The organism is Amycolatopsis sp. NPDC000009, from assembly GCF_055563465.1.
On the sequence record NZ_JBVHDI010000009.1, the window covers coordinates 39,114 to 58,773 of the forward strand.

The 19,660-nt window shown below is 68.4% G+C and carries 10 protein-coding genes; 5 read left to right on the plus strand and 5 right to left on the minus strand.

What is annotated here, in order from left to right:
- The first annotated feature begins 120 nt into the window (after nt 1-120).
- Both ACZ3HL_RS23740 and ACZ3HL_RS23745 read left to right on the plus strand, forming a co-directional pair.
- Nucleotides 121-702, plus strand: coding sequence for a DUF4360 domain-containing protein (locus ACZ3HL_RS23740; RefSeq protein ID WP_410646999.1), 582 nt, complete (start codon nt 121-123; stop codon nt 700-702).
- Nucleotides 703-954: 252 nt separating this feature from the next.
- Nucleotides 955-1,599, plus strand: a complete 645-nt coding sequence (locus ACZ3HL_RS23745) for a DUF4360 domain-containing protein (RefSeq protein WP_465411368.1) — start codon at nt 955-957, stop codon at nt 1,597-1,599.
- Between the two features lie 49 nt (nt 1,600-1,648).
- On the opposite strand, the gene ACZ3HL_RS23750 is transcribed toward ACZ3HL_RS23745, so the two are convergent.
- Genes ACZ3HL_RS23750 through ACZ3HL_RS23765 form a run of 4 tightly spaced genes read right to left on the minus strand, consistent with a single transcriptional unit; the run spans nt 1,649 to nt 8,564 of the window.
- Nucleotides 1,649-3,745, minus strand: a complete 2,097-nt coding sequence (locus ACZ3HL_RS23750; RefSeq protein ID WP_465533729.1) for an FUSC family protein — start codon at nt 3,743-3,745, stop codon at nt 1,649-1,651.
- The gene (locus tag ACZ3HL_RS23755; protein WP_465533731.1) at nt 3,742-6,822 is read right to left on the minus strand and encodes a GH92 family glycosyl hydrolase; all 3,081 of its coding nucleotides are present in this window, start codon (nt 6,820-6,822) and stop codon (nt 3,742-3,744) included. Before ACZ3HL_RS23755 ends, ACZ3HL_RS23750 begins: the two co-directional genes overlap by 4 nt.
- Nucleotides 6,823-6,877: 55 nt before the next feature.
- Nucleotides 6,878-7,636 carry an SDR family oxidoreductase gene (locus ACZ3HL_RS23760; protein WP_465533733.1) on the minus strand — a complete coding sequence of 253 codons (759 nt, stop codon included), beginning with the start codon at nt 7,634-7,636 and terminating at the stop codon, nt 6,878-6,880.
- Nucleotides 7,637-7,667: 31 nt separating this feature from the next.
- Nucleotides 7,668-8,564, minus strand: a complete 897-nt coding sequence (locus ACZ3HL_RS23765; RefSeq protein ID WP_465411364.1) for an RNA polymerase sigma-70 factor — start codon at nt 8,562-8,564, stop codon at nt 7,668-7,670.
- Between the two features lie 152 nt (nt 8,565-8,716).
- Here ACZ3HL_RS23765 and ACZ3HL_RS23770 point away from each other — a divergent pair, with 152 nt between their 5' ends.
- Both ACZ3HL_RS23770 and ACZ3HL_RS23775 read left to right on the plus strand, forming a co-directional pair.
- A complete protein-coding gene (locus ACZ3HL_RS23770) occupies nt 8,717-11,509 on the plus strand; it encodes a M36 family metallopeptidase (protein WP_465533735.1) in 2,793 nt (930 codons plus the stop codon).
- Nucleotides 11,510-11,833: 324 nt separating this feature from the next.
- Nucleotides 11,834-13,240: an MFS transporter gene (locus tag ACZ3HL_RS23775; RefSeq protein ID WP_465533737.1), complete on the plus strand. Its 1,407-nt coding sequence runs from the start codon at nt 11,834-11,836 to the stop codon at nt 13,238-13,240.
- A 64-nt stretch (nt 13,241-13,304) separates the two neighbouring features.
- Here ACZ3HL_RS23775 and ACZ3HL_RS23780 read toward each other — a convergent pair whose 3' ends face one another.
- On the minus strand, nt 13,305-17,597 hold the full coding sequence (locus ACZ3HL_RS23780) for a GH92 family glycosyl hydrolase (RefSeq protein WP_465533739.1): 4,293 nt from the start codon (nt 17,595-17,597) through the stop codon (nt 13,305-13,307).
- 226 nt (nt 17,598-17,823) lie between these two features.
- On the opposite strand from ACZ3HL_RS23780, the gene ACZ3HL_RS23785 reads away from it, so the two are divergent.
- Nucleotides 17,824-19,467 carry a tannase/feruloyl esterase family alpha/beta hydrolase gene (locus ACZ3HL_RS23785; protein WP_465533741.1) on the plus strand — a complete coding sequence of 548 codons (1,644 nt, stop codon included), beginning with the start codon at nt 17,824-17,826 and terminating at the stop codon, nt 19,465-19,467.
- Nucleotides 19,468-19,660 lie beyond the last annotated feature (193 nt).

The following is a 19,660-nucleotide window of genomic DNA, read 5'->3' on the forward strand; positions in this document are numbered from 1 at the left end:
TTCGCTAACATGAGTCCGCCCAGTTCCCCGCCCCGTGTGAAAGTTTTCGGGAAGGACCCCATGCTCAGTGCAATGGTCGCCGCCGTATCACTTTTCTCGTCGATGATAACGCCGAACGGCATGTCCCCGCCGCCGGGGCCGCCGCCCGACCGCGTCGTCATCGACGTCGTCACCGTCAACGGTTCCGGATGCCCGCCGGGTTCGTCCGCGGTCGCCGTCGCCAAGGACAACACGGCGTTCACCGTCACCTACAGCGAATACACCGCTCAGGTCGGTGTCGGCGCGAAGCCCACCGACTTCAGAAAGAACTGCCAGCTCAACCTCAACATCCACGTGCCGCAGGGATTCACCTACGGCATCGCCAGTGCTGATTACCGCGGTTTCGCCTATCTCGAATCCGGCGCCAAGGCGCTGCAGCGGGCGAATTACTACTTCCAGGGGAATTCGCCGACCGCGCACGTCAGCCATCCCGTCAACGGGCCGATTTCGGACAACTGGCAATTCCGTGACGAGGCCGAAGGCGGCGTCATCATCTACAAGCCGTGCGGCGAGGACCGGAACCTCAACGTGAACACGGAACTGAGGGTCGGTGCCGGTTCGTCGGATCCGAAGAAGACCACCAGTTTCATCACGATGGATTCGACCGACGGCGCGTTCAAGACCACCTACCACTTCTCGTGGAAGACCTGCCCGACCTCCTGACAGCCGCTCCCGGGTGACGGCCTGCTTCCCGGTCCGGAAGAAGGCCGTCCCACCCATGCCCGGTCAGGGTCTTGGCCGCCCTGGACGAGGGCTTCACCGCTCGTCGCCGCCCGGCCGGCGGCGGCGAGCCTTCTCGACGACCTCATTTTCGGCGGTCACCCCTGTCCGGTGACCGAATCCGTTTCGTCAGATCGTCCCGCTGACCTCGAATCCGCCCGGTTCCCGCCGTGTGGAAGCCTTGGGAAGGATCCCATGCTCAACGCGCTGGTTGCTGCCGTAATGCTTTCCTCTTCGGCCGTCACTCCGAACGCCTGGGTGCCGCCACCGTTGCCGTCCGACAAAATAGTCATCGACGTCGTGACCGTCAACGGAACCGGATGCAAACCGGGTACGGCGGCCGTTTCCGTCTCACCGGACAACACCGCTTTCACCGTCACCTACAGCGAATACACCGCCCAGGTCGGCGTCGGCGCGAAACCGACCGATCTGCGCAAGAACTGCCAGCTCAACCTGTATGTGCACGTGCCGCAGGGGTTCACCTACGGTATCGCGGGCACCGACTACCGTGGCTTCGCCTCCCTGGCCGCGGGAGCCACCGGGCTGGAACGGGCCAACTACTACTTCCAGGGCAATTCCCCGACGTCCTATGTGAACCACAGCCTCAAAGGCCCGTTCGAGGACAACTGGCAGTTCACCGACGAAATCGAAGTCGGCGCTATCGTCTACAAACCCTGCGGTGAGGACCGGAACTTCAACATCAACACGGAACTGCGGGCCGGGGTCGGCACTTCCGATCCCAAGAAGACCACCAGCTTCGTCACGATGGATTCGACCGACGGTTCCATCAAGACCACTTACCACTTCTCGTGGAAGAACTGTCCCAAACCGAAGAACTGACCCCTGATGTCTCGTGAGTGGTAAGGACGGTTAGAACCGTCCTTACCACTCACGAGGCTTTCGGCTTCCCGGACGGCTCCGGATCCGTGGCCTCGACCCCGAACACGCGGCCCAGCGCGATCACCGTCTCGTCGAGATGCCCGAGACTGGTGAGCACCGAACGCGCCCGCGGATCGTCGATCCGGTCCGCCACCGGCGTCCCGTCGTCCCGGATCAGCGTCCCGTGCCCCGAAGCGCCGGGATCACCGATCGCCTTCCTCAGCACCGCGGTGTTCTCCCTGATCCGCCCGGTGTACAGCAGGAGGCGGTCCGCCTCGTTGAGCAGCAGCCCGGGCTGCGACCGGGCCGCGACGTGGCGGGCGCGGAACGCGATCGTCTCCACCGTGGTGAGCACGTGCCAGCCGTAGTCACGACGGCTGCTGAGATTCACCGGATGGGTGAGCGGCTCGATCGTCGTGCGGACCTTGTCCACCGCCCGGTCCAGATCACGCGACTTCTCGATCACACTCACGTTCTCCGCGCCGGACAGCAGGCCCGCCGCCTTCTCGACGAACTCGTCCAGTTCCTCCAGCAGCGCCGAGACGTCGTCCAGCATCACCGCCCGCGTGCGCACCGGCACGATCACCACCGCCGCCAGCACCCCGGCCGCCGCGCCGACGGCGGTCTCCGCGACCCGGATCCACAGCACCTCGAGGCTGAAGGTCCCCAGCAGGCTGTACAGCAGCCCGAGCATGCTGGTGATGAAGAACGCCATGATCACCTGCGACACCCGCGCCATGTAGACCATGCCGAACACGCACACCAGGATCAGCGCCAGTGTCGCCGGCACACTGCCCGACACCAGCAGCGTCAGCACCAGCCCGCCCACGATGCCGATCAGCGTGCCGCCGAGCCGCCGGACACCCTTGACGAACGTCGCCCCCGCGGTCGACGAGCCGATGAACACCACGAACACGGTCAGCACCGCCCAGTACCACCGCTGACTCGACACCAGCTCCCCGCCGAGCACGGCCAGTCCACCGCCCACCACCGCCTGGATGGCGCTGCGCGTCTGGTTGTCGTAGGCGAACGCCGAGGACTTCTCCTCCTCGGGGTCTTCGGGATCGTCGGCGGCATCGGAGACGTCGTGCTCCGCCACCCGCTGCGCGCGCACGTCGGCCAACGCGAGTTCGGCGAGTGCGCGGCGGACGCCGTCGCCGGGCGCGGCGTGCTCGTCGATCCGGCTGCCTTCCACCAGCATCTTGCTGAACTCTTCGGTCTCGCTGATCAGCGGCAGCTCCCGCGGGTCGCGCTCGATCAGCGACCGGAACCGCCGCATCCGTGCGATCAGATCGTCGCGGACGTCCTCGTCGAGGTCTTCGGCGCAGGTGCGCTGCACCGTGATCGTCAGCCATTGCACCGCCAGCTCGACCTCGATCGCCCGGCGGCGGAGCCGGTTCACCGAGTCCGCGCCGGTCACCTCCGGCGCGGTGTCCTCGATGAGCAGGACGGATTCGTGCATGCGGGCGTTCGTCCTGCGGAGCCGTTTGCGGGTGCGCTCGCTGCCGCCCACCGCCAGGTGGTCCTCGGCCGCGCGCACCACCGCGGCGAGCCGGGCCCGGAACGCCCGCCGGATCCGGAGGAACTCCGCGTCGGTGTGCCTGCGCAGCAGGACGAACCGGACCACCGCGTTGGCCGCGATTCCGATGGTCAGCGCCAGCAGCAGCGCCGGGACCTGCTTGAGATGCGTCTGCAGGAACATCGCGAAGAAGAACAGGAAGAACGACAGGGAGCCCAGCGCGATCCCGCGTGAGCCGAACCGCTGGGCGTAGACCGCGACGAAGATCAGCAGCACGAACACGACGCTGTCCAGCGGCGGAACCGCCGAGCCCACGCTCGCCGCCGTGAGCGACGCCGCACCGAGGACGAGCCCCAGCACCAGCGTCACCGCCTGCCGCCCCGGGGTCTCGTCGTTGACGGTGAAGGCCGACGTCATCGCCGCGATCGCGGCGACCAGGATCACCGTGAGCGGCTGGTGGAACGGCAGGATCGCCAGCACCGCGACAACGATGCTGAGCACGGCCGAGAAACCGAGCCGGAGCCGGACCAGGCCCGGATCGGAGGCGACCAGACGGTCGGTCGTGGCCTGGGTGATGCGCGAGATCATCGGGCGAGCAGCTCTCCTTGGGCGAGGGTGACCCGCCGGGCGGTGGACGAGGTGACGCGAAGACGGTATCTGGCGTGCCGCGCCGCCTCGGCGAGGGCGAACGGCCGCGTCTGACGGCGCCACCGGAACTTCTCGCCCTCACGCTGGTCCAGCAGCGTCCACTGCTCGCCGTCGTCGGATCCCTCCAGCACCCACGAACGCGGATCGCCTCGGCGGCTGCCCGAGGTCAGCGTGTACATCACGACCTCCCGCGACCCGTCCTCGACGGGGAACTCGATGACGGGTTCGCGCCCGGGGAAGGTGACCTCGGTCTTGGTGGTGTCGTCGAACAGGGGACCGTCGGTCACCGTGATGTCCGTGAGCGGTCGCGGGGCGGCGGGCTCGACGGGGGAGCGGCCCCATTCCGACGGCTGCTCGCCCATCGTGAACTTCAGCACCGCGCCGTCGGCGAGGGCTGAATGCGGGATCGTGCTGCTGTCGTGCGGGTGTCCGTCGATCGTGAGCCCCTGGACGTACACGGTGTCGCCGGTGTTGCCGGGCGCCTCGACGACCAGGTCCTTCCCGTTCTCCAGGTGGACGGTCGCCTTCGTGAACAACGGCGCGCCGATCACGTACTCGGGGCTGCCCATCGCCAGCGGGTAGAACCCGAGCGCGGCGAAAACGTACCAAGCGGACATCTCGCCGTTGTCCTCGTCGCCCGGATAGCCCTGGCCGAGGTCGCTCCCGACGTAGAGCCGCCGCAGGACCTCCCGCACGATCCGCTGTGTCTTCGCAGGCGCGCCCGCGTACTGGTAGATCCAGGGAATGTGATGGGACGGCTGGTTGGAATGTCCGTACTGTCCCATCCGGACGTCGCGGGCCTCGGTCATCTCGTGGATCAGCCCACCGTAGGAACCGGGTTTGCGGCCGGTCTCCGGGGTCGCGAAGAAAGTGTCCAGTTTGGACTCCAGCGCTTCGGTGCCGCCGTGCAACGCGGCGAGCCCGGCGCCGTCGTGGGGCACCGAGAACGCGGTGTTCCAGGAGTTCGTCTCGGTGAAGTCACCGCCCCACGCCTCGGGGTCGTAGCCCTCGGCGGCGAAATGGCGGCTGCCGTCACGGTTGCGGCCCTGGAAGAACCCGATCAGCGGGTCGAAGTGGTTCGCGTACTGCCGCGAACGCTGCCGGAAGTACGCGGCGTCGTCGTGGTGCCCGAGCGCTTCGGCGAAATTGGCCAGGCCGAAGTCGTTGACGCAGCCCTCCAGCGCCCACGACAACCCTTCATGGACCGACGTCGGCGTGAAACCGAGAAAGATCGACTCGTGCAGCCCCTTGCGGCCGACGCTCTGCCCGCGGGGCGTTACCGTCGCGTTCTTCAGCGCCGCTTCGTAGGCGGCCTCGACGTCGAATCCGCGCACACCCTTGAGATACGCGTCGGCGAACGCCACGTCGGAACTGGTGCCGGTCATGAGGTTGGCGTAGCCGGGGGAGGACCAGCGCGAGATCCAGCCGCCTTCGCGGTACTGCTGGACGAACCCGTCGATCATCCTCCCGCACCGGCCGGGCGTGAGCAGGGCGTACGCGGGCCACGTCGTGCGGTAGGTGTCCCAGAAGCCGTTGTTGACGTACATCTCGCCGCCCACGACCTTCGCGCCGGTCCTCGTGCGCGTGCTGGGCCAGAGGCGGCGGATGACCGGGCTCGCGTGACGGACACCCTTCGGGGTGACTTCGTGCGCGGAGTTCGGATACAGGAACAGCCGGTAGAGGTTCGAGTAGAACGTGGTGCGCTGGTCCTCGGTCGCGCCCTCGATCTCGACCCGGTCCAGCACCTCGGCCCACTGCGCGCGAGCCTGGTCACGGACCTGCTCGAAGCTCGTGCCGGCCGGGATCTCCTGGTCGAGGTTCCGCTTGGCCTGCGCGAGGCTGATCAGCGACGTCGCGATCCGCATCGTCACCTCGCCCGCGGCGAACTCCAGGAAACCGGTCACCGTGCGCCAGACCGGGCGCCGGATCTTCCCGCCATGCTCGGCCGAGGCGTCGAACTCGGCGTACACGAACATCCGCCGCGCCCCGGTCGACAACCTGCTGCGCACCCACGTGTGGCCCGTGACCACACCGTTCGACGCGTCGAGCCGCAACCCGCCCCGGTTGCGGGCGTTGTCGAACAGCAGCCACCCACGATCACCCGGGAAGGTGAAGCGGAACAGCGCCGCATGATCCGCCGGTGCGATATCGGTGGTGACGCCGTTGGCGAACCGGACACCGTAGTGATACGGCCGGTCGACCTCGTCGTCATGGGAGAACGCGAGCGCGCGCCGGGTCCGGTCGGCCTCGACCGGACCGATCCCCGGCATCACCTGGAAGGTGTGCCGGTCGCCCATCCACGGACTCGGCTGATGCGACAGCGCGAACGCCTGCAACGCCGGCCGGTTCGCGGCGTCGTTGTGCCGGTGGTAGCTGTAGATCCAGTTCGTGGCGCCCGCGTCCGTGACCGGGGTCCAGAAGTTGAATCCGTGCGGCACCGCGGTGGCGGGGAAGTTGTTGCCGCGCGAGAACTTGTCGCTGGAATGCGTGCCGCGGGTGGTGCGGACGTGGTCGACCGGCTCGCGGATTTCGATCGCGCGTTCGACGATCCGGACGTCGTCCACCCACCCCGCGCTCTCGCCGTCCGGCGGTTCGCTGAGCAGGACTATCCGGGCGATCCGCCGTCCGGCGAACTCGCCCAGCCCGCGGCGCACGAGATTCCACTGGTCCACGTACAGCGTCTTGGCCAAGCCCTGCTCCGTGGCGCTGAACCCGGCTGACGTCCCGTCGGTGAACTCGACGTCCAGGGCCACGAAGGTGCTGCGATAGCCGGGTACGTCCGGCTCGGACTCGGGAAAGACCACATAGGACAGTTCGGTGTGGCCGGTGACCTCGACGTCCACTTCGAACACGGTCGCGCGCAGCGTGTTCTCGTAGCGGAGGGCGTGCGCGCCGGTGAACCCGGCACCGGTCTTCGCGGTCGGCGACGACGCCGGGCCGGTGCCGACGCGCAGCGCCGGATCCACCGGCTGCGGATCACCCGTTTCGAAGGAGGAGAAGAACCCGGTGATCGTCACCAGGCCACCGTAACTCGGAGGCGTGAGCGCGGCTCGGTGTGCCGCATCGAGAGGACTAAACGCGTGAGGAGAGAAACTCCTCGAAGGTACCCACGCCGGTCGCGTTCTCCGGCGTCAGGTTGCCGCCCGCGCGGAACGCCCGGGCGGCCTTGCCGGGCAGCCACAGCGACACGATCGGCTTCCGGCGCCCCAGTGACCGCTGATACGCCTCCGCCAGGTCGCGGGCGCTCCGCACCTCGGGACCGCCCATGTCCGGCACGCGCCCCGACGGTGTCCCCGAGGCCAGCGCGACCAGCCTGTCCGCGACATCGCCGGTGCTGACCGGCTGGAACCGGAACCCCGACGGCATGAACGTCACCGGCAACCGCCGCTGCGCCGACGACGCCCGCGCTACGAGCTCGTGGAACTGCGTCGCGCGCAGCACCGTCCACGGCAGACCGGACTCCTCGATCACCTTTTCCGAGGCCAGCTTCTCGTCGTAGTAGAAGAACCGGATCACGTCGATGCCGACGATCGAGATGTACACCAGATGCGGGTTGCCCGCCCGCTTCGCCGCCTCGACCAGGTTCCGCGTCACCCGCGCGTCCCCGCGGCCCAGCGTCGACGCGCAATGGACGATCGCCGAGACGCCGTCGACCGCCTCGGCGAGCCCGTCGCCGGTCTTCAGATCACACCGCGCCCATGCGTTCGGCTCATCGGCGGGACGTGGCCGACGGCTCATGATCCGGACCGGCCGATCTTCGGCGAGCAGCCGCCGCACCACCTCGCGGCCGAGGTCGCCGGTCCCGCCGGTCACCAGAATCGGGTTCGTCACCTTGGTCCTCCGTTCACGAGAGCTTCCACCCTCAAGAACCGGCGGGCCACCCGGAACGTGACAGCTGCCCCGACAGGAACGCGAGCTTGTCCGGATTCCCGACCGCGCGCAGCCCGCGGATCCGGCCGTCCACCACCTCGAACCCGAGGACACCGAACAGGCTTTCACCGGCCGTCGCGACCACCGCCGGGCCGCCGTTGACCTCCAGGATCTCGATCGACACCTGGCCGACACCGGCGAACATCCCGGCGTACAGCCGGGCGACCTTGGCCGCGCCGTGCACCGGACGCCGCGCCGCGGTGACCTTGCCACCGCCGTCGGACCACGCCGTCACGTCCGCGGTGAGCAAACTCTCCAAAGCGGGCAAATCGCCGTCCCGCGCCGCCGACAGGAAGCTCTCGACCAGTTTCTCGAGCTGTCGCGGGTCCGGAACCCGTCGCTCGTCCGATCGGTCCAGTGCCCGTCGCGCGCGGCTGTGCAACTGGCGTGAGTTGACCTCGGAGACGTCGAGGATCGCGGCGATCTCGCGATGGCTGTAGGCGAAGGCCTCCTTCAACACGAACACCGCCCGCTCGACCGGGCCGAGCTGCTCCAGCAACACCAGCATCGCCAGCGACACCGAATCCCGCTGCTCCGCCGTCTCCAGTGGACCGAGCACGTCGTCCGAGGTCAGGACCGGTTCGGGCAGCCAAGGCCCGACATAGTGCTCCCGCTGCGCCCTGGCCGAGGTCAGCCGGTTCAGGCAGAGATTGGTGACCACCTTCGCCAGCCACGCCCGCGGCGACGCGATCGACTCACGTTCGGCGCCCGCCCACTTCGGATACGCGTCCTGAACGACGTCTTCCGCTTCCGCGGCCGATCCGAGCATGCGATAGGCGAGCCCGAACATGGCGGGCCGCAGCCGCTCGAATTCCGTCGCGCTGTCCATTTTCCCCTACGAATCCCGCTCAATCCACTGTGGACACCCCGCGGGCCAGGGTACCGCTCACCGGGATTGCCGTACCTGATCGGCGCTGATGCCACCGTGACTGTATCGGTACGAATGGAACGTCTGCGTCACCACCGAGAGAGGGGTCTGGAGTGACGTCACGTTCGTCGCGTTCGCGTGCCTCGTTGTGCGCCGCGACCGCCATCACAGTGTTAGCGCTGGTCACAGCGCCCCAAGCCGGCGCGGCACCGGCACCGGGCGCCGTGCACACCACACCGGACAGATCCGGGAAGGACGTCGATGTCCGCGACACGGCGAGAACCAGCCCGCGTGTCCTCGCCGCGCGGGACCGGCTCACGGCGTCCCGGGCGACGTCCGTCACGAAGGCACGGGCGGAACTGGGTCACCAGGCCCTGCTCGACTTCGACGAGCTGACCGGCACACCCCGCGTCCTGGCCCGCACCGACGGCTTCCTCACCGGACCGAGTGGCAGGTCACCGCGAGACATCGTGCTGAACTACCTGCGGGAGAAGGAAGGACTCGTCGGTCTCAGCGCCGGCGACACCGCGAAACTGAACCTGCGCAAGGACTACGTCGACGTCGAAGGCACGCACCACCTCTCCTTCACCCAGTCCGTCGGCGGGGTCCCCGTGTTCGGCAACGGGTTGAAGGCGCACGTCACCAAGGACGGCAGGCTGATCCAGCTGGACGGCGCGCCCGTGCGCGATCTTCCCGCCTCGCTGGGCGCGACCACGCTGGCCGCCCCCGCCCCGGACTCCGAACAGGTCGCGTTCCTGACCGGCGACGGGCTCCGCCCCGCCTGGTACACGCTGACCAGACCCGCCGTGGACAAGATGTTCCAGGAGGTGACCGACGCCGGTACCGGCAAGCTGCTCTACCGCAAGAACCTGGTGAACCACGCCAACGACGCCAATGACGCCGCCGGTGCCAAAGGCCTCGCCTGGGAAGCCCAGCCCGGCCCGCAGAAGCAGGTCAACCTGACCCAGAAGGGCTGGCTGCCCGCCGACGCGAAAACTCTGGACGGCAACGTGGCGCACGTCGCCGCCGACGTCAACGGCGACCTGAAGTTCCAGCCACAGGAGGAGATCGGGCCGAACGCCGACGGCACCTACCGCTACAAGTTCACCGACTTCAACGCCGCCGTCGGCCCACCGTGCTCGGCGGCGAGGCCGTGCTCCTGGGACCCGAAGACGCCGGGCTCGTGGGCGAAGAACCGGGAACAGAACGCCGTGCAGGCACTGGCCTACGTCGGGAGCTTCCACGACCACCTCGCCTCGTTCCCGATCGGCTTCACCCGGCAGGCGGGCAACTTCGAGAAGGTCGACGGCGACGCCGTCCAGGTCCACACCCTGCTCGGCGCGCAGGAACCCGGCTACTACGACAACGCGTTCATGGGTACCCCGCCGGACGGGCAGCCGCCGACGATGGGGATGTTCCTGTTCCACGACCCCAGGGACCCCGACGACCCGTTCCTCGCCGCAAACTCCGCCGACGACGCCACGATCATCCACCACGAATACACCCACGGCCTGTCCAACCGGCTCGTCGTCGACGCGCAGGGCAACTCCACGCTCAACTCCTTCCAGTCGGGCGCGATGGGCGAGGCGTGGAGCGACTGGTACGCCTTCGACTACCTCGTTGGGCGCAATGCGATCAAGGACACCACGGCGCCCGGTGAACTCCTCGGCGGCGACTACGTCAGCAACGGTGTTCCCCTCGCGCGTACCCAGCCGATGGACTGCCCGGTCGGCGCCGGAGCGCCGCAGTGCCCCGGCACACCCGGAGCGGGCCCCGGTGGCTACACCTACGGCGACCTCGGCCGGATCATCGGTTTCCCGGAGGTCCACGCCGACGGCGAGATCTGGGCGAGCACCCTGTGGGACATCCGCTCGGCGCTCGGCGTGCAGCTGACGCGGGCGCTGGTCACCCGCGCGATGGAGCTTTCGCCCGCGTCGCCGTCCTTCCTGGACATGCGGAACTCGATCCTGCAGGCCGACACGGTGATCAACGGCGGTCGCGCGCACGCCAAACTGTGGAAGACCTTCGCGGCACGCGGCATGGGCTACTTCGCCGGATCGATCACCGGCGCCGACACCGCACCGGCCGAGGACTTCTCCACCCCGCCGCCCGCGGGCACGCCGACCGGGACCGTGACCGGCAAGGTCACCGACCGCGAGGGCGGGGCCCCGATCGCGGGGGTCGCCGTCCGGTTCAGCGGGCACGACTCCGGGTTCGCCGGGTCGCTGGCCGCGGTCACCGACGCGGCCGGGGTCTACTCCATCCCCGGCGTGCTTCCCGGCACCTACCCGAAGGTCTACGCGCACGGAGGCGGCGCGGACGGCGAGACCCGCGCGGTCTCGGTCCGGTCGGGGACCACCAAGGTCGACTGGGCGCTGCGGTTCAACTGGGCCTCCAGCGGCGCCGGTGCGGGCGTCACCGCGTTCAACGGCGAGGACTTCACCCCGTACGGCTGCGGTCCCGGCGATCTCACGACCTCGTCGGTGCTCGGCGGAGGCGGCTGGTCGACCGACAAGGTCGTCCGCCCCGACGGCACGGTCGAGACGCGGTTCGTCACGATCAAACTCGGTAAACCGGTCAACGTCAGCGCCATCGAGATCGACCCGGCCAACGTCTGCGGCGACGACCCGCCCGCCGCGGCCAAGGACGTCACCGTCGAAACCTCGGTGGACGGCACGACCTGGGTGAAGGCGGGCACCGGCGACTTCAAGCCCGCCGATCTGAACAAGCTCACCGCGCTCCAGCTCGCGCCGGGCAGCGCGACCGGCGTGCGATTCGTGCGGCTGACCGTTTCGTCCAACCAGCTGTCGTTCTATCCGGACAGGACCTGTTCGCCGCAGCCCACGACGGCCGGGTGCCTGTACATGGACGTGCAGAAACTGGCGGTGCGGGGCGCTTCCGCCTGACCTGCCGCGATCGGTCTCGTGAGTGGTGAGGACGGTTCTGGCGGCCTGCGAAGGCCCAGGGATCTGGAGCCAGTGTCGCGAAAGCCACTTTCGCAACCTTCAACGTTGCGAAAGTGGCTTTCGCAACCCGTCGGCCAGGCCCAGCAGCACCCCCGGTACCGAGTGGGTCAGGTCTCGTGAGTGGTAAGGACGGTTCTAACCGTCCTTACCACTCACGAGTGCCGTAGGATCGAGGCATCGGGGTAGAAACGTGCCCGCCGTACCGGGCACGCGCATACGCGGTATCGACTGAACCGTCACTCCTTCCTTGCGAAGGAGTACGTGGTGCGTTCCCCTGTTCAGAACCGTTCCCTGCGCGGAGCATGGCCCGCGCTGGCCGGGCTCTCGGCCGTGTTCCTGGTCGAAATGCTCGACAACTCGATCCTCAACGTCGCGTTGCCGACCATCGGCCGTGAGCTCTCCGCCTCGACGACCACCCTGCAATGGGTGACCGGCGCGTACTCCGTCGTGTTCGGCGGCCTGATGCTGGCCTTCGGCGCCCTGGCCGACCGGGTGGGCAGGCGCAAGATCATGCTCACCGGGCTGGTCCTGCTCGGTGTGGCGAGTCTGGCCACGCTGTTCGTCGCCGCCGCGTGGCAGCTCATCGCCGTCCGGGCACTCATGGGTGTCGCGGCCGCGATGACCACCCCGGGTTCGCTCGCCCTCGCGTTCCGCCTGTTCGACGAAGACGTTCTGCGCGTCCGCGCGACCACACTGATCTCGACCGTGGGCCTGATCGGCCTCGCCGTCGGCCCCACCGCCGGCGGTCTCGCGCTCGCCATCGCGCCGTGGCAGGCGCTGCTGCTGGTGAACGTGCCGGTCGCCGCACTCGCGTTCCTCGGCATCCGGGCGGGTATCCCCGCCGACGATCCCGCCGGCCTGCACCACGATCCGATCGACGTCGTCGGGGCCGTGCTGGGAACCGCGACGATCGTCCTCGCGCTGCTCGCCCCGACGCTCTTCGTCGAAGCGGGCACCGCCTCGGCTCTGCCCTGGGGTGCCACCGTGGCCGCGCTCGCCGCCGGAACCGGCTTCGTCGTCCGCGAGAAGACGGCCCGGCACCCTTTGCTCGACCTGGAACTCGTCGCCCGCCCGCTCGTGTCCAGCGGCCTGGCCCTCAAAGCCGCGGCGGGGCTGGCGACCGCCGGGCTCGGGTACCTCGTGACCCTGCAGCTCCAGTTCGGTCTCGGCTGGACACCCGCCGAAGCCGCACTGGGGATGCTGCCCCAGGTCGTCGTCCTCATCGCCGGCGGTGCCCTGATCGGGCCGCTGATCACGCGCGTCGGCCTCACGAAGGCCGCCTGGCTCAGCGTCGCCGCGGTGGTGTGCGGGCTCGCGGTCTACACCGTGTTCGGCGGGGCCGGTTACGTCTGGATCGCCGTCGCGCTCGCCCTCGTCGCGGCGGGGATGCGCGTGGTCGGCGTCGTGGCGGGCACCAACGTCATGCGCGGCCTGCCCTCGAACCGGACCACCATCGGAGCCGCACTCGTCGACACCGCCGGCGAGGTCACCACCGGGATCGGCATCGCGCTCAGCGGCACCATCCTCGCGCTGGTCTTCCCCGGCGCGTTGACGGCGGCCCAGCAGTCGGCCGACTTCCCGAAGGCGATCACCTGCGCAGGGCTCGCGCTCACCCTGCTGTCCGCGGCGCTGGTCGGCTTCGGCGTTCTCCGCGGCCGACGTCCCGAATAGACGTGAAGGCCCCCTTCACTGCGTCTAGCGCAGTGAAGGGGGCCTTCACGTACTTGACGGAGGACTACAGCTTCGCGCACTGCCCGGCGGCCGGGCCGCTGACGGTGTTCTGGAGGTCGTAGTCCGTCGGAGCGGGGGAGTTGGCCGCGCACGCCAGAGGTCCGCCGATCGTGCTGGCAGTCAGCACCGGCCCCTTGTTGCCCGTCAACGCCACCGGTCCACCGATCTCGGTCAGCTCGATCGAGACCGCCCCGGTCGTCCCGGTGATCGCCACCGGGCCGCCCACCTTCGTCCGGTCCAGCACGATCCGCGCCGCGCCGTTCGCCGTCAGCGGCCCGGAGATCGAGCCGCCGCGAACGATCAGGCTCGCGCCCGCCGACACCGACACCGGACCGGAGATCGTCGCACCGTCCACACAGGTCACCCCGTTCCGCACGGTCAGCGGACCCTTGCGCTCGCCGGTGATCGTCTCCGTGCACGCCGCGTCGGGCTTGCCCAGCACCTCGAACTCCGACAGCGACGCCTCGCCACCCGTGGTCGCGGTGACCTCGAGCCGGTAGTAGGCGTAGTGCGCCGGATTCGCGATCTTGAACGCCCTGGTCTGCTGACGCCACTGGAACGTCTGGTCGGTCCGCTGATCCGCGACCGCCCACGTCTTCCCGTCGTAGGAGCCCTTCAGCACCCAGCTCTTCGCGTCGCCCGCGCCCTTGCCCGAAGTCAGCGTGTAGAACGAACCCGCCTCGTTCGTCGAGGGCACCTGGTACTGGATCGGCGCCTTGACTTTCGCCTCGGTCCGCGACGTGTTGTCGAAGAACGCGGCGTCCCCGCCGGAAACCGGCTTGGTCAGGTCGTGCACCGGAGTCGGCACCGCGTCGCCCTTGGTGATCGACTTCGGCGCGTCGTCCGGGCCGGTACCCCACGACGACGGGTTCGAGCCCATGTCGAAGTCGAGCGTCCCGCCGTTCGCGATCGCCGAATGCGGTAGCGACGTCGACGTCTGCGCCTTGCCGTTGACCTTCAGACCCTGCACGTAGACGTTCTTCGCGCTGTTCTTCGGCGCGTTGACCACGATCTTCTTGCCGCCGGGCAGGTTCACGGTCGCCTTGGTGAACAGCGGCGAGCCGATCGCGTAGTCCGAGCTGCCGACCTGCAGCGGGTAGAAGCCCAGCATGCCGAACAGCCACCAGGCCGACTGCTCGCCGTTGTCCTCGTCACCGCCGTAACCCTGGCCGAGCTCACTGCCGACGTACAACCTGGCGAGCGCCTCACGGACCTTCGCCTGCGTCTTCGACGGCTGACCCGCGTAGTCGTACATGTAGAGCGTGTGGTGCGCGGCCTGGTTCGAATGCGCGTACATGCCCATCCGCACGTCGCGCGCCTCGGTCATCTCGTGGATGACACCGGGGTAGGTACCGAACTTGAGGCCCTGCTCCGGCTTGGCGAAGAACTCGTCCAATTTGGACGCCAGCCCCGCCTTGCCGCCGAAGAGGTTCGCCAGGCCCTGCCCGTCCTGCGGAACCGAGAACCGCATGCCGTACGCGTTGGTCTCGGTGTAGTCGATACCCCAGACCTCCGGGTCGAACTCCTCCTTGCTCCGGGTGAACTTGCCCGCAGCGTCACGGCCCTGGAAGAACCCGACACTCGGGTCGAACACGTTCACGTACTGCGTCGCCCGCTCGGTGAAGTACCCGTAGTTGTCCAGGTACTCCTGCTTACGCGGATCGTTCGCCGGAGCCTCGTCGTAGAGCTTCTTCGACATGTTCGCGATCGCGTTGTCGTTGACATAGCCCTCGATCGCCCACGAGAACCCGTGATCCGCGGTGTTCGGCGCGTACCCGAGGAACGTGCCCTCGTCGATGCCCTTGCGGCCGACCGCGCCGTTCGGCGGGGTCACCGTGGCGTTCTTGATCGCCGAATCGTAGGCCGACTGAACGTCGAAACCCTTGACTCCCTTGAGATAGGCGTCCGCGAACGCGGCGTCCGAACTGGTCCCGGTCATCAGATCCGCGTACCCGGGGGAGGACCAGCGCGAGATCCAGCCGCCGTCACGGTACTGCTGCACGAAACCGTCGACGAGCCTGCCCGCGGTGTCCGGGCTGAGCAGCGAGTACGCCGACCACACCGTGCGATAGGTGTCCCAGAACCCGTTGTTGACGTAGAACTCGCCGTCGACCAGTTTCGCCCCGGTCTGGGTCGGCGTGTCCTGACCTGCCTTGGGCGACACCGGGCTCGCGTACCTCTTCACCGGCTTCTCGACGGTGCCGACGTTCTCGAAACCCGAGTTCGGGTACAGGAACAGGCGGTAGAGGTTGGAGTACAGCGTGATCAGCTGGTCCTTCGAGGCACCTTCGACCTCGATGACCTTGAGCTTCTCGTCCCACGCGGTCTGTGCGGCGTCGGCGACGGATTCGAGCGTCGCGTTCGGGGCGAGCTCCTGCTCCATGTTCTTCTTCGCCTGGTCCACGCTGATCAGCGACGTCGCGATCCGCATGTTCACCGTCTTGTCGGCACCCGCGTCGAACTTCAGGTAGCCGAGGACGTTGTCCCGCTTCTGGTCACCCGAACCGGTCGACAGCTTCGAACCGGCGGTCACCGGCTTGTCGAAGGTGGCGTAGACGAACATCCGCGTCGCACCGGCCGACAGTCCACTGCGGACATCGCTGTAGCCGGTGATGGACCGGCCGGCCGGGTCCAGGGTGAGCCCACCGTTGTTGTTGACGTTGTCGAAGATCAGGTTCGAGTCCGCCCCGGGGAACTTGAAGCGGTACAGCGCCGCGTGATCGGTCGGGGCGACCTCGGCCTTGATCCCGTTCTCGAAGTCGACGCCGTAGTAGTGCGCCCGCGCGGTCTCGTTCGAGTGCTTGAACGGCAGCTTCCGCGCCTCACGGTCCGGATTCGGCACGCCGCTCGCGGTCGAGGGCAGGAACTGGAAGGTCTGCCGGTCCGCCATCCACGGGCTCGGCGCGTGGCTCGCGGAGAACGCCTGCAGCGCCGGAAGGTTCTGCTCGTTGTTGCGCGAGTGGTACGAGTACATCCAGCTCAACGTGCCCGCGTCGGTCGTCGGGATCCAGAAGTTGAACCCGTGCGGGACCGCGGTCGCGGGCATGTTGTTGCCGCGCGAGAACGACCCGTTCGACAGGGAGCCGCGCGTCGTCAGCACGTTGTCGGACGGGCGCAGGCTCGCCGGCGGCGTCGGCGTCGCCGAGACCTTGATGTCGTCCAGCCAGCCCTGCAGCGACCCCGGGCCGTCGGCGTTGTCGTAGCCGACCAGGATCCGGTCGATCGTCTTGCCCTTGGCGACCACGCCGATCTGCGAGCGCACCAGGTTCCACTGGTTGGTGTAGAGCACCTTGCTCGCGCCCTGGCCCTGTGGGGAGAGCCCGAAACCGTACTGGTCGACCGCGCCGAGCTGGCTCAGATAGGTGCCATCGGTGAACGCCAGGTCCACCGCGACGTTCGTGCTCGGGTACTTCAGGTCGCCGCGGATGAACTCCGGCTGCACCTTGTACGACAGCTCCGAGGTCGCCGCCACCGGGATGTCGACGTCGAAGATCTTGTTGTACGACCAGCCGTGCCCCTGCGCCTTGTGGCTGCCGGAGTAGCGGAACGCGCGGAGACCGGTGAACCCGACCCGGTTCTTGCTGGTGTAGCCACTGCTCGGGCCGCTGTCGGTGAAGCTGCGCATGTTCGGCAACGCCGGCGGGGCCGGGTCCTCGTTGGCCAGCAGCAGCTCCGAGAGCTGCAGGATCGGACCGCCGTTGTTCTTGGTGATCTCGAGCCGGAAGAACTTGTACGCGGCGCTCGCGGCGGCGAGGCGGTACTCCTTCTTCTGGAACGGCTCGCTGAACTTCTGCCCGGTCTGCGTGTCCAGATCGGTCCAGGTCCGGCCGTCGGCCGAGCCCTTCAGCGTCCAGTCCTGCGGGTTGCGGTTGTCGAAGTCGTTCGCCGAGGACAACGCGTACCGGGTGATCGACGTCGGCTCGGACAGCGTGAGCTGCGCCCAGCCGGTCGGGGTCCAGGCCAGCCACTTGGTGTCGGTCGAGCCGTCGACGAGGTTCGCCACTCCCTCGTTCGGGGTGTTCTCGCTGTTGGCGGAGACCTCGGTGACCTTGCCGCGGATGTCACCGGGGATGGTGGTGGCATTCGCGCCGTCGACGCCGAAGGCCTTCGGCTTGCCGGACGGGTCGACGTCGACGGTGTCGCTCCACGTCGGCTGCGGTTCACCTTGCTCGAAAGACGAGTAGAAATCCGGTGGGAGCTCTTCGGCCGCGGCGGTGGCGGGGAGGGCCACCAGCCCGGACGCCACCACCGTGGCACTCAGGAGGCCGCAGACCCAAGGTCTGACGCTTCGGGGCATCGTTGCACCAATGCTTTCTCGCGGGGGCATGCTTGGCGCCGCGCAGGCAGGGGGACCAGCGGCGCAGAGAGAGAAAAGCTCGCGTGTGACATCGATGTCAAGACACTCGGACAAACCTGGCCCGAACTGGACAACCCGGATGCCCGTAAACCTGGTGGACAACCGACGGAGCCGGGGCCAGGGTGAACACACGATTGAAGCCGATCCGGGAAACTGGGGTGGGGACATGCGGCGGTTGTCCATGCTCGGCGTGGCAGCGCTCATCACGGCAAGCTCGATACTCACGGCACCGGCGGCCACCGCCGGCGAAACGACGTTCCGCCCGGTGCGCACCTGCGCCGACCTGGTGCGGACCTACGACCTCCCCGGCGCGGTCACGCACGTCGAGACCGCGACCGTCGTACCGGCGACGGCGACGGAACCGGAGAACTGCGACGTCCGCGGCTACGTCGAACCGGCGGTGCGGTTCCAGCTGCGGCTGCCGACCAAGACCTACGCGGGGCGGTACCTGCAGTTCGGCTGCGGCGGATTCTGCGGGGTGGTCACCACGCCGCCGTTCGCCGACTGCGGCCTCCCGCACGGCGGTGACGTCGCCGTGGCGGCCACCGACGACGGGCACGTCGGCAAGACCCCCGCGGTCGTCGACGACGGCAAGTGGGCCGAGAACGACCAGGCCGCGCGCGACGACTTCGCGTTCCGTGCGCCGCACGTGGTCTCGAAGGCGTCCAAGCGCCTGATCACGCAGTTCTACGGCGCTCCACCGAAGAAGTCGTATTTCAGCGGTTGCTCCGACGGTGGTCGCGAAGCACTTCTGCTCGCGCAGCGCTATCCCCACGACTTCGACGGCATCATCGCGGGCGCGCCGGCCGGATACTGGGGGCCGCTGCTCGGCGTCTACCAGACCTGGCTCGCCAAGGTGAACACCGGCGCCGACGGCAAGCCGATCCTGACCGAAGACAAACTCCCGGCCCTGCACGCCGCCGCACTGTCCACTTGCGACAAGTCCGACGGGCTCGGTGACGGCGCCATCGACGATCCGCGCGCCTGCCGTTTCGATCCGGCCGCGATCGCCTGCCCGCCGGGCACCGACAACGCGGGCTGCCTCACCGCGGCACAGGTCGAAGCCACCAAGAAGATCTACGCGCCGCCGACCGACGAACGCGGCCGCAAACTGTACCCGGGCGGCCAGACCGTCGGCTCCGAGCTGTCCTGGTACGGCTGGATCATCCCGTCGCCGGAGACCGGCGGAATCCCGTTCGCGCATTCGCTCGCCGACAACTACCTGAAGTACATGGCGTACCCGATCGGGACACCGCATTCGTCGGTCGAGAAGTTCGCCTTCACCGCTCGTGGATTCGACAGGCTGACCCCGGAAGGCGTCCGCTCCAACGGGATGTCGACGGACCTGCGCGAATTCCGGCGAGCGGGCGGAAAACTCGTGATCTGGCACGGCTGGGCGGACCAGGCGATCCCCGCCGCGGGCAGCATCGACTACTACGAACGGCTCACCCGCGCCAACGGCGGCCCCACCGCGACGCGGCACTGGGCACGGCTGTTCATGGTGCCCGGCCTGTACCACTGCGCGACCGGGGACAAGCTGACCGAATACGACCCGCTGAAGGAACTCGTGTCCTGGGTCGAGCGAGGCACCGCGCCGGACCGGACGATCGCCACCGGCCGCGACGCCGACGGCAAGGTCTTCCGCACGCGCCCGGTGTTCCCGTACCCGCTGCAGGCGAAGTACGACGGCACCGGAAGCGTCGACGACGCGGCGAACTTCGTGCCTGTTCCGCCGTCGCGGCCCTCGCACGATCTTGTGAACTGGGCGGGGAACGGGTTGTACGGGAAGGCGGGGCCAGTGGCTCCTTAGCATCAGCAGCAGTCGCGGCGGTGGCGCGTGAAGGACCCCTTCCCTCGGCTGAGCCGAGGGAAGGGGTCCTTCACGGACAGCTCTGGCCCGGGAGTCGCGACATGATCGCCAGGGCGGCACCGGGCTCAGCCGCGCGGCGGGGGTTGCGAAAGCCACTTTCGCAACCTTCAACGTTGCGAAAGTGGCTTTCGCA

Coding starts and splice junctions, on each gene's coding strand:
- ACZ3HL_RS23740 (WP_410646999.1), top strand. CDS start 121: ATGTCCCCGCCGCCGGGGCCGCCGCCCGACCGCGTCGTCATCGACGTC.
- ACZ3HL_RS23745 (WP_465411368.1), top strand. CDS start 955: ATGCTCAACGCGCTGGTTGCTGCCGTAATGCTTTCCTCTTCGGCCGTC.
- ACZ3HL_RS23750 (WP_465533729.1), bottom strand. CDS start 3,745: ATGATCTCGCGCATCACCCAGGCCACGACCGACCGTCTGGTCGCCTCC.
- ACZ3HL_RS23765 (WP_465411364.1), bottom strand. CDS start 8,564: ATGGACAGCGCGACGGAATTCGAGCGGCTGCGGCCCGCCATGTTCGGG.
- ACZ3HL_RS23780 (WP_465533739.1), bottom strand. CDS start 17,597: ATGCCCCGAAGCGTCAGACCTTGGGTCTGCGGCCTCCTGAGTGCCACG.
- ACZ3HL_RS23785 (WP_465533741.1), top strand. CDS start 17,824: ATGCGGCGGTTGTCCATGCTCGGCGTGGCAGCGCTCATCACGGCAAGC.